At 74.1% G+C, this 10,827-nt stretch carries 10 protein-coding genes; all 10 read left to right on the top strand.

Annotated features, from left to right (window positions below; all coding sequences use genetic code 11):
* The first annotated feature begins 156 nt into the window (after positions 1-156).
* The 10 genes from KGD83_RS18640 to KGD83_RS18595 all read left to right on the top strand — a co-directional run bounded on the left by KGD83_RS18640 (position 157) and on the right by KGD83_RS18595 (position 10,769).
* Positions 157-2,385 carry an anthranilate synthase component I gene (locus tag KGD83_RS18640; RefSeq protein WP_212640396.1) on the top strand — a complete coding sequence of 743 codons (2,229 nt, stop codon included), beginning with the start codon at positions 157-159 and terminating at the stop codon, positions 2,383-2,385.
* 199 nt (positions 2,386-2,584) lie between these two features.
* On the top strand, positions 2,585-2,725 hold the full coding sequence (locus tag KGD83_RS18635; protein WP_013152479.1) for a GPGG-motif small membrane protein: 141 nt from the start codon (positions 2,585-2,587) through the stop codon (positions 2,723-2,725).
* Between the two features lie 257 nt (positions 2,726-2,982).
* Positions 2,983-3,780 carry an FAD-dependent thymidylate synthase gene (gene thyX, locus KGD83_RS18630; RefSeq protein WP_212640395.1) on the top strand — a complete coding sequence of 266 codons (798 nt, stop codon included), beginning with the start codon at positions 2,983-2,985 and terminating at the stop codon, positions 3,778-3,780.
* 507 nt (positions 3,781-4,287) lie between these two features.
* A complete protein-coding gene (locus tag KGD83_RS18625) occupies positions 4,288-4,605 on the top strand; it encodes a hypothetical protein (protein WP_212640394.1) in 318 nt (105 codons plus the stop codon).
* A gap of 281 nt (positions 4,606-4,886) precedes the next feature.
* The gene (locus KGD83_RS18620; protein WP_212640393.1) at positions 4,887-5,900 is read left to right on the top strand and encodes a Gfo/Idh/MocA family oxidoreductase; all 1,014 of its coding nucleotides are present in this window, start codon (positions 4,887-4,889) and stop codon (positions 5,898-5,900) included.
* Complete coding sequence (locus KGD83_RS18615) at positions 5,884-6,852, top strand: sugar phosphate isomerase/epimerase family protein (protein ID WP_212640392.1); 969 nt, start codon at positions 5,884-5,886, stop codon at positions 6,850-6,852. Before KGD83_RS18620 ends, KGD83_RS18615 begins: the two co-directional genes overlap by 17 nt.
* The gene (locus tag KGD83_RS18610; protein WP_212640391.1) at positions 6,849-8,252 is read left to right on the top strand and encodes a M20/M25/M40 family metallo-hydrolase; all 1,404 of its coding nucleotides are present in this window, start codon (positions 6,849-6,851) and stop codon (positions 8,250-8,252) included. Before KGD83_RS18615 ends, KGD83_RS18610 begins: the two co-directional genes overlap by 4 nt.
* Positions 8,249-9,382 (top strand): Ldh family oxidoreductase, encoded by a 1,134-nt coding sequence (locus tag KGD83_RS18605; RefSeq protein WP_212640390.1) that lies wholly within the window; start codon positions 8,249-8,251, stop codon positions 9,380-9,382. The genes KGD83_RS18610 and KGD83_RS18605 overlap by 4 nt, the downstream gene beginning before the upstream one ends.
* Positions 9,379-10,311, top strand: coding sequence for a Gfo/Idh/MocA family protein (locus KGD83_RS18600; protein ID WP_212640389.1), 933 nt, complete (start codon positions 9,379-9,381; stop codon positions 10,309-10,311). The genes KGD83_RS18605 and KGD83_RS18600 overlap by 4 nt, the downstream gene beginning before the upstream one ends.
* Positions 10,308-10,769, top strand: a complete 462-nt coding sequence (locus KGD83_RS18595; RefSeq protein ID WP_212640388.1) for a DUF6917 domain-containing protein — start codon at positions 10,308-10,310, stop codon at positions 10,767-10,769. Before KGD83_RS18600 ends, KGD83_RS18595 begins: the two co-directional genes overlap by 4 nt.
* Positions 10,770-10,827: the final 58 nt, after the last annotated feature.

The raw sequence follows: 10,827 nt of genomic DNA, 5'->3' as shown, positions 1-10,827 counted from the left end.
GACAGACGACCACCCAGGCTCAGTGGTGGCGCCGCCCCTAGGCGGTGCTCCGAGTTCGCATACCCATGCAGCGACCGCCCCGGACCGGCGGTCGTTTCGTGTTCCACGGCCCCGGACGGTGCGGCCCACCCGACCGCGCAGCCAAAAGGACCGGCCGTGAATCCCAGCGACGCACAGACCAGCACGTACCTCACCGAGGGCGGCGTCACCGTCCACCGCAGCGCCACCCCCTGCGACCCCGAGATCCTCACCGAGCTCGTCCGCTCGGTCGAGCTGCGCCGCGGCGGAGTGCTCTCCTCCGGCATGGAGTACCCGGGCCGGTACGACCGCTGGCACCTGGGCTACGTCGACCCGTGCCTGGAGATCACCACGCGCGGGCGCCGCGTCGCCGCCACCGCCCTCAACGCCCGCGGCCGAGTCCTGCTGCCCGTCCTGGCCGGGGCCCTGTACTCCGTCGGCCTGCCCGACCCCGACAGCACCCTTGCCGACCTCCGGCACGGCGGCGTCGCCGTCATCGTCCCCGAACCCGACCCGGGGGAGTTCTTCACCGAGGAGGAGCGCAGCCGCCGCCCCAGCGTCTTCACCGCGCTGCGCGCCGTCATGGCCGCCCTGCGCAGCCCCGAGGACGCCAACCTGGGCCTGTACGGCGCCTTCGGCTACGACCTGGCCTTCCAGTTCGAGCCCATCGAGCAGCACATCGACCGCGACCCCGGCGACCGCGACCTGGTCCTGCACCTGCCCGACGCCGTCATCGTCCGCGACCGCAAGCGCGAGACCTGCGTGCGCTACACCTACGACTTCACCGTCCCCGCCGACGGAGACCGCGCCGAGGCCACCACGCGCGGCCTGCCGCGCGAGACCGAACCCACCCCGCCCGTGGTCGCCGCCGAGGTGCCCGAGGGCCCCGAACCCGGCTCCTACGCCCGCGTCGTGGCCGAGGCCAAGGAGAAGTTCCGGCGCGGCGACCTGTTCGAGGTCGTCCCCGGGCACCGCACCTACGCCCGCTGCTCCTCGCCCGCCCGCTTCTACGAGCTGCTGCGCGAGCGCAACCCCGCCCCCTACGAGTTCTTCTTCAACCTCGGTGAGGGCGAGTACCTGGTCGGCGCCTCCCCGGAGATGTTCGTCCGCGTCACCGGCGAGCCCGGCACCGGCCAGCGGGTGGAGACCTGCCCCATCTCGGGCACCATCCGCCGCGGCGAGGACGCCCTGGGCGACGCCGAGAACATCCAGGAGCTGCTCTCCTCGGTCAAGGAGAAGTCCGAGCTCACCATGTGCACGGACGTGGACCGCAACGACAAGTCGCGCGTGTGCGAGCCGGGCAGCGTCCGCGTGATCGGCCGCCGCCAGATCGAGATGTACTCGCGCCTGATCCACACCGTGGACCACATCGAGGGCACCCTGCGCCGCGACTTCGACGCGCTGGACGCCTTCCTCACCCACATGTGGGCGGTCACCGTCACCGGGGCGCCCAAGACCTGGGCGATGCGGTTCATCGAGCAGCACGAGACCAGCCCCCGCCGCTGGTACGGCGGCGCCGTCGGCGTGCTCAACTTCGACGGCTCCATGAACACCGGCCTGACCCTGCGCACCGCGCACATCCGCGACGGCGTGGCCGCCGTGCGCGTGGGCGCCACCCTGCTCTACGACTCCGACCCCGAGGCCGAGGAGCGCGAGACCCTCCTCAAGGCGCGGGCCCTGCTGGAGACCCTCGCCCTGGGTGAGCGGGGGGACTCCCCGGCGTGTGCGGACGGGGAGGCCGAGGCCGGGCCCGCCGCGCTCCCGGGGCAGGGCATGCGGGTGCTCCTGGTCGACCACGAGGACTCCTTCGTCAACACCCTCGCCGACTACGTGCGCCGCCACGGCTCCGAGGTGACCACGGTCCGCTACGGGTTCGACCCGGCCCTGCTCGACCGGCTCGCCCCCGACCTGGTCGTGCTCTCGCCCGGACCCGGCCTGCCCGGGGACTTCGGGATGTCGGCCCTGCTGGACGCGCTCGCCGTCCGCGGCCTGCCGGTGTTCGGGGTGTGCCTGGGCCTCCAAGGGATGGTGGAGCACGCCGGGGGGGAACTGCGCACCCTGGACGAGCCGGTGCACGGCAAGCCGGGCCGCGTGCGGGTCCACGGCGGGCGGCTCCTCACCGGCCTGGGCGAGGCGGACGCCTTCCCGGCCGCCCGCTACCACTCCACCTACACCCTCCCCGAGCTGGTCAAGCACTTCGAGGTCACCGCCGTCCTGGAGGGCGGGGCGGGCGAGGAGCCCGTCGTCATGGCCGTGGAGGACCCGGCCGCGCGGTGGTACGCGGTCCAGTTCCACCCCGAGTCGATCCTCACCGCGACGGTCGGCGAGGGCATCGTGGCGCGGGTCCTGCGCCTGGCCCGCGGCTGAGGGCCGCGGCGGCGCCCCGGGGAGACGGTGCCCGGGGGCCGCGGACCCCCGCGCCGAGGGCGTGTGCGGAGGGTCACGCGGGCGTTTCGGGGAGTGCTGCGATAGCCGGTGCGCGGTCACCCACCTGCACCAAGACGCCTTTCCCAAATCACATCCAAGCAAAAAGTTTGGTCAACCCGTTACGGGACAGTGGTGGTGTATGGGTATTCTGCTGACAATCCTCGGAATCATTCTCATCGTCGCCGGTGTTCTCGGCGTGCTGCGCGGGCAGCTCCTGTGGGGCATCATCGCCATCGTCGTCGGGCTCTTCGTGGCCCCCGGCTACTTCTACGGCTTCTAGCGGGTTGCCCCTCATCTCCACAGCGGGACGGCACGACCACGAAGCACGCACAGCAACGATCGCGGGCCGGGCGCCCGACCGGGGACACCCGGCGGGCGCCCGGCCCGCACCCTGTCCCCGGCCGACCCCCGCCGACCCCGTGTACCCTCGGGGAGGGCTGGTCAGCCCCCGCCCCCGTCACGTCCTCCGCGCCGCCCGTCGGCCGCGGTGCTCAGGCGTGCGCACGGGGAGCCGGGAACACGAACGGGAGGCATGCTGTGAAGAGGGTCGAGCCGCAGGTCCGTCTGGTGGCGCGTCCGCAGGTGGACTACGACGCCGTCGCCGACTACCTCAAGGAGGTCGGCGGGGAGGCGTGGCTGGAGCGGTTCGACCGCGGTGAGCTCGACGCCCACCTCAACGACCCCCAGAACCTCGCCGAGTTCGCCGGTCGGCTGTGCTACCGCTCCTGGGAGCCGGGCCTGAACCCCAACGTGACCCGGGTGCGCACCGACCAGGACGCCTACCTCGGCAACATCCTGGCCAGCATGCACGGCTCCGTCCTGGAGCACATCAGCTTCAGCTTCGTCCTGCACAACGTCTCGCGCGTGCTCACCCACGAGCTGATCCGGCACCGCCCGGGCGTGGCCGTCTCCCAGGAGTCCCTGCGCTTCGTGCGCCTGTCCGACCTGCCGTTCTGGTTCCCCGACTGGGCCGAGGAGGACCCCGAGCTGATGGAGCGCGCCACCGCGATGCTCCGCCAGATGGAGGAGTTCCAGCTCTGGATGGCCGACCACTTCGGCCTGGACGACGAGGGCGTCAAGTTCGCGGAGAAGAAGCACAAGACCTCCTTCATGCGCCGCTTCGCCCCCGAGGGCGTGGCCACCGGCCTGGTGTGGACCGCCAACGTGCGCACCCTGCGCCACACCCTTGAGGCGCGCACCGCCCCCGGCGCGGAGGAGGAGATCCGCCTGCTCTTCCACCTCATCGGCCGGACCCTCCAGGAGGAGGCCCCGGCGCTCTTCGGCGACTACGAGGTCCGGGACGGCGCCTGGGTGCCCAGGTACCGCAAGGTCTGAGTGCCACGGGACACGGCGGCCCGCCCCTCGGGGCGGGCTTTTTGTGCGCGCAGGAAACCGGGTCTTCTCCCCTTCCGGCGGGTCCGCGGCCCGCCGCGCCCGCCGCGGGACTGGGGAGAGTCCGGGCAGCCGTTCCCGCGCCTGATCCGCCGTCACGGGGGACTTCCCCGCCTCTCGCATCCCCTGCGCACCCCGGAGAAAACGCCCGTTCCGGACTCGCTCCCTTCCGGAGAACGCGCCTTTTCTTCGATGACGCCCTCTAAGTCGCGAGCGTTGCATATATCAGCGAAGGCATGAAAAGCGTTCTTTTCGGTATTTTCCTCCCCTGGTGCTTTCTCTCCGGTTCGGCTCCGGGTAGCGGCTGCCCGAAACCTTCCGCTGGACCGCACCGGCCCTGGCCTTTGCGGTGATGGCGGGCCAGGATGTCCGGGGCGGCTTCGCCGTATCGGTGATATGCGCGGGCCGATCCTTCGGAAAAAGTGCGTAACGAAAATGGAGGCAATCGCAATGAGGGCTCTCGTGTCCGCCGCGGCGGCACTCGCGTTCGCGGCGGGCGGGTCCGTGGCGGGCGCCGCTCCGGCCCACGCCGCGACCGGTGAGGTCGTCGTCTTCACGACCGAGTTCGAGGAGCTGCGCCGCTACCCCGAACCCCCGTCGGGCACCTGCCAGAGGCTCCCCGAGACCGCGCACGTGCTGGTCAACCTCACCGACGCGGACGTGCGCATGCACGCCGGCACGACCTGCTTCGGGCCGTCGGTGCTGGTCGCGCCGGACCACGGCTGGCACGCTCCGCCCAGCGGGCTGTTCAGCTTCTCGGTGGCCTGACCCCGACCGGTCCCGCGGCTCCCTTCCGGCGGACGCGGGACCGGACGGTGTTCCGGCGGCGGCGCGGCCACAGGGAAGAAAACACCACGAAAGTACGCATTTCCTTCTCGCAGTGCGGACGGCAACATGTCCGTTTCCGAGTTTTCGGACCCAGGGGCTTGTTCTCTGCTTTGACGCTTTCGGTGCGATGTCCCAGTGTGGTCGGAAAGCGTGTGGCCGCCGCGCCCCGGTATTCGGCAGCGCACCTCCGTGAAAGCAGAAGGGAAAGGTGCCCGTACGTTATGCTGCACACCCTCATCGTCGGCCTGGGCAGATCGGGAGAAGGGCTGCACCTGCCGTCCCTGGCCAAGGCACGGGCCCAGGCCCCCGCCCTGTTCGCCCCGGGGCCGGTGATGGGGTTCGACCCGTTCCGGGGCCCCGTCGAGGGGGTCCTCACGGCCGGCTCCCTGGAGGAGGCGGCCCGCTGCGCACCGCCCCCGCGCACCGTGGTCCACCTGTGCACGCCGCCGCACCTGCGCTCCGGCCCGCTGGAGCACCTGGCCCGCCTCGGCTACCGCATGGTCGTCGTGGAGAAGCCGCTGGCCCCGGACCTGGTGGAGCTCGCCGCCGTCGCCCGGCTGCGGCGGCGCTGGGACCTGGACCTGACCGTCACCACCCAGTGGCTGGACAGCGCGCTCACGCGGCGCCTGCGCGCCGCGGTGCGGGGCCGCGTCTTCGGCGACCTTCGCGCCATCACGGTCCTGCAGAACAAGCCCCGCTTCACCCGCACCGCCCAGACGCCGGGCCACCCCACCGCCTTCGACGTGGAGGTCCCGCACGCGCTGGCCGTGGTGATCAGCCTGGCCGGGGGAGCGCACGTCACCGGGGCCCGTCTGGAGGACATGGTCACCGAGCAGACCCGGCTGCCCGGACTGGGCCGCGCCCGCCTCGACCTCGCGCACCACGGCGGGGTGCGCAGCCGGATCGACTCGGACCTGACCTCCCCCGTCCGCGAGCGCCGCATCGCGCTGGAGTTCGACCGCGCCGTGCTCACCGGCCACTACCCGTGCAGCGCGGCCGACCACACCGCCCAGCTGGCGGTGGACGCCACCGGACACCGGGCCTCCCACTCGGTCTTCGCCGACGACGCCCTCCCCGCCTTCCTCCGCGCCGCCTACGCCCGCTACTCCCGCTCCTTCCGCGGCCCCGGCACGCTCCCGGTCCAGGTCGAGGCGGTCCGGCTGCTCACCGAGGCCAAGCGGATGTGCGCGGCCACCGGCCGCAGGCAGGAGGTGGGCAGTGCCGTCGGCGCCTGAACGCACCGCTCCGCCGCTCGCCGGGATCGGCGACGAGGCGGCGCCCGACCTCGACGGACAGCTCGCCGCCCTCGCCGAACTCGGCTGGAACCGCCTGGAACTGCGCACCGTCGACGGGACCGCGCTGGCCGCCCTGGACGAGCGGACCTTCGACCGCGCCGCCGGACGGATCCGCGAGGCCGGGACCGACGTGGTCGCCGTCGCCTCCCGCATCGCCGACTGGTCCAGGCCCGCCACCGGCGACTTCGCCCCCGACCTGGCCGAACTGGACGTCCTGGCCCGGCGCTGCGCGGCGCTGGGCACCCGCCTGGTCCGGGTCATGTCCTACCCCCGCGACGGGCTCCCCGAGGCCGAATGGGGGCGGCGCGTCCGCGCCCGCCTGCGCGAACTGGCCCGCCGGGCCGAGGACGCGGGCCTGGTGCTGGTGCACGAGAACTGCGCGGGCTGGGCCGGGGACCGCGCCGACCGCGCCCTGGAACTGCTGGCCGAGGTGGACAGCCCGGCCCTGCGGCTGCTGTTCGACACCGGCAACGGCGTCGCCCACGGCTACCGGGCCCCGGAGATGCTGCGCCACCTCCTCGACCACGTCGCGCACGTGCACGTCAAGGACGCCGTCACCGCGCCCGACGGCGGCGTCGACTACGTCCTGCCCGGTCAGGGGGAGGCCGGAACCGCCGAGTGCCTGCGGCTGCTGGCCGCCAACGGCTACACCGGAACGCTGTCCATCGAGCCCCACCTGCACCTGCGCCCGCACCTGCGGGCCTCGGGCGCCGACCCCGGACGCGGCGACCGGCCCGCCTTCGCCGCCTACGGGCGCGCCCTGGAGGACCTCCTGGCCCGCACCTGGCGCACCGGGGACGACCCCCACAACGGCGGGGACACGGACCTCCGCGCCGCGACCGGGGCCGCCCGCACCGCTGACGGCCTCCGCCGCGCCGAGGGGGTCCGATGACCGCCGCGCTCACCCCCGCCGACCACGACCTGCTGCTGCGCCTGCTCGAACTGCCCACCGCGGGCCCGCTGGAGACCGGTCCCGACGGGCCCCCGCCTCTGCTGCGCCAGGCCCAGCTCCTCTACGCCCGCGCCGCCGCCGAATCCGGGTTCGACGTCGTGCGCCACGCCCCGGCCCGCCCCGCCGACATGGACCGGCCGGACGTCCCGGCCCCGGTCCGCGAGGCCCTGGCCCGCCCCGGGTTCCTCGGCTGCCAGCCCAGCCTCGTGCTGCGGCTGGGCCCCGACCTGCCCGCCGAGCGCACCGTGATGTTCAACGTGCACCTGGACACGGTCGCCGGGCAGCAGCCGGTCGGCTTCGACGGCGAACGCTTCCACGGGCGCGGCGCCATCGACGCCAAGGGCCCCGCGGTGGCGCTGCTGGCCGGGGCGCGGGCCGCCCGCGAACGCGACCCGGCCGTCGGCCGCGACGTCGCGGTGCTTATCCAGGCCGTGGCGGGGGAGGAGGGCGGAGCCATGGGCACCCTCGGCACCCGGCCGCTGGTCGAACGCGGTCACACCGGCCGCCTCAACATCTTCTGCGAGCCCACCCGGATGCGGTTCCTCACGCGCAGCACCGCGGCGATGACCGCCCGGATCTCGGTCCGCGGGGACGACGCCATCGACGACCGCCCGCACACCGGGCACAACGCCTCCGTCCTGCTGGGCCACCTGGCCCGGCACCTGGGCCGCGCCCTGGACGCGCACGCCCGCTCCGGCGCGGTGTGCCTGGCCGGGCTGCACACCGGCACCCTGCACAACAGGGTCTACGGCAGCGGGTCGCTGCTGCTCAACCTCGCCTATGCAGACGCCGCCGCCGGACGCGCCCTGGAACGCGCCCTGACCGACGCGCTCGACGCGGGACTGGACGCCTTCACCGAGGACTTCGCCGACACCGCGCTGTTCGCCCGCACCGCCGCCGACGCCCGCGCCCTCACCCGACTGGAGTGGACCAAGCGCGGCCTGCCCGCGCTGGACGACCGCGACCCCTGGGCGCCCGCCCTGCTGCGCCGCGCCGGAATCGCCCCGTGGCCCGCGGACGAACCCGCCTTCACCTGTGACGCGATCTGGATGTCCGGGGTCGCCGGAGCCAGCACCGCCGTGCTGGGCCCCGGCGACCTGGCCGCCAACAACGCGCACGCCGACGGCGAGTTCGCGCGCGCCGACGAGCTCGACGGGTTCGCCGACGCGGTCGCCCGCGTCCTGGCCGCCTTCACCGACCGGATCCCCCGTCGGGCCTCCGGGCCCGACGACCCGCACGAGGCCCAAGAGCCGCACACCGACGAAGAACCCCACACCACCCACGAGGAAGGCGACGAGGACATGCGCGCACACCACGACCCCGCCCGGGAGGCCCGGTGACCACCGCGGCCCCCACCCAGGCCCCGCCGGAACACGAGGCCGTGCGGGTACGCCACGACGACCTGGTCGCGTTCGCCGCCGGGGTGTTCGCCGACCGCGGCCTGCCCCCCGACCGGGCGGCCGAGGCGGCGCGCGCCCTGTGCCACGGAGACCTCGCCGGTCCGCGCTCGCACGGCCTGGCCAACCTGACCCGCCTCTACCTGCCGCTCCTCGACGAGGGCAGGGCCGATCCCGCCGCCGAGCCGCGCGTCCTCGCCGACCTCGGTGCCGCCGTGCTCTGGGACTCCCGGCGTGCCCTGGGCCTGTGGGCGGCCGGCGAGGCCATGGACCTGGCCGCCGAACGCGCCGCGCGCCACGGCATCGGACTGGTGTCCGTGCGCGGCGCCACCCATCTGGGCTGCGCCGGGTACCACGCGCTGCGCGCGGCCGAACGCGGCATGGTGGGCCTGGTGGCCAGCAACTGCGGACGCCAGCGCATCGCCCGTCCGCCCGGCGGCGCGGTCGCCATGCTGGGCACCAACCCGCTCAGCGTCGCCGCCCCGGCGGGGGAGCACCCCCCGTTCCTGCTCGACATGAGCACCACGGCCGCGCCCACCGGCCGGGTCCGCCAGGCCGCCCGCGAGGGCCGCACCCTGCCCGAGGGCCTGCTGTGCGACGACACCGGCGCGCCCGTCACCGACCCCGGCGCCTTCGACGCCGGGCGCGCGCACCTGATGTGGCTGGGCGGCGACGCGGGACGCTACAAGGGCTTCGGCCTCGGACTCATGGTCGAGGTGCTCTCCGCGCTGGTCCCGGGAGCCGGGACGGGCCCCCACCCCGACGCCCTGGACGGGGACGGCGGCCCGAGCGGACGCGACGACGACATCGGCTTTTTCGTGGCCGCGATCGCGCCCGACGCCCTGCGGCAGGGGACCGAGGACGACGCGCGCGAGCTGTTCGGCGCGCTGCTGGCCTGCCCGCCCACCGACCCGGACGCGCCGGTGCGCTACCCGGGCTGGCACGAGTACCACCGGGCGCGGGAACTGCGCCTGACGGGCGTTCCGCTGGAGGCGGAGCTGTACGCCGAGCTGGCGGAGCTGGCCGACCGGACCGGCCTGCCCCTTGAGGCGATGCGGGAGGAGACGCGATGAGCGCCCCGCTGCGCACCGGGCTGGTCGGCCTCGGCGTGATCTCCCGCTTCTACCTGGAGGCCCTGCGCACCGCGCCCGGCCTCGACCTTGTCGCGGTGTGCGACCGCGACCCCCGTGTGCTCGCCGCCCACCCGGTCGGGGCCCGGGGCTACACCGACCACGCCCGGATGCTCGACGAGACCGGGCTGGACGCGCTGGTGGTCACCGCGCCCAACGACGCCCACGCCCCCGTCTGCGCCGACGCGCTGCGGCGCGGGGTGGCCGTGTGCGTGGAGAAGCCGCTCGCGCTGGACGCCGTCCAGGGGGAGGCGCTGGCCGGGCTCGCCCGCGACCGGGACACGGTGCTGTTCACCGCCTTCCACCGCCGGTACAACTCCGCGCTCGCGCGGCTGCGCCGGGACCTGGCCGGACGGAGGGTGGAGGAGCTGACCGTGCGCTACCTGGAGCTGATCGAGGAGCACGCCGGGACCGACACCTGGTACCTGGACCCGGCCCGCTGCGGCGGCGGGTGCGTGGCCGACAACGGACCCAACGCCTTCGACCTGGTGGAGTGGCTGCTCGGCCCGGCCGAGGCCGAGTCGGCGCGCGTCACTCGCGACGCCGCGGGCACCGACCGCCGGGCCGAGGTCGTGCTGCGCGCCGCGGGGGCGCGCGCACGCGTCCTGCTCGACTGGTCCCACCCCGGCGAACGCAAGGACGTCGAGGTGCGCACCGCCGACGGGGCGGTGCTCACGGCGGACATGCTGGAGGGCCACCCCGGGTTCAAGGACTCCCTGTGGCACGAGTACGTGGGCGTGCTCGCCGAGTTCGAGCGGCGGGTGCGCGGCGGCGTTGTCGAGGACCCGGGCGGGCCGTCCGCGCTGCGGCTGGTCGGGGACGCCTACCGCCTGGCGGAGGCCGCGGAGCCCACGAGGGAGGAGGCGCGGTGAACCCCCGTGAGGACGGTCCCAAACGGGACGTCACCGCGACGCTGGTCAAGGTCCTGGTGCACCGCAGGAGCGAGCGGGGCATGCGGCTCGAACCCCACGCCAGCCGGTGCGTGCGCGCGGGGGAGGTGCACGAGCTGGTCGCCACCGACCACACCGAGACCGCCGAGGGGGCCCTGATCGACCGGGTGGGCTTCCTCGGTTTCGCCGAGATCACCGGCGCCGGGGTGGTGGACCGGGGCGACGAGGTGTGGATCGGCCCGCGCCGGGTGGGGACGGTGCTCGGCTTCGACGCCTGCCACATGCCCAACCACTACAACGTGCTCGTCCACGCCGACCCGCTGCCGACCGGGCGGGACCTGGGGCTGGCCGCGGGCGAGTGTCTGGTGTTCCGCCAGGGGGAGCCGGTCGGCGCCGACCCGGCAGCCGAAACGGTTTCCGAAGAATCTGGTATTTGCTGAAAAATGTCCGATATAAAAAATCAATTGCGCCCATGGATTCTTCTGAACCCCTTTTGTG

Source organism: Nocardiopsis akebiae, assembly GCF_018316795.1.
Classification (GTDB): Bacteria; Actinomycetota; Actinomycetes; order Streptosporangiales; family Streptosporangiaceae; genus Nocardiopsis; species Nocardiopsis dassonvillei.
The sequence above is the reverse complement of the archived record's forward strand: the minus strand, read 5'-3'. Positions and strand labels throughout refer to the sequence as shown.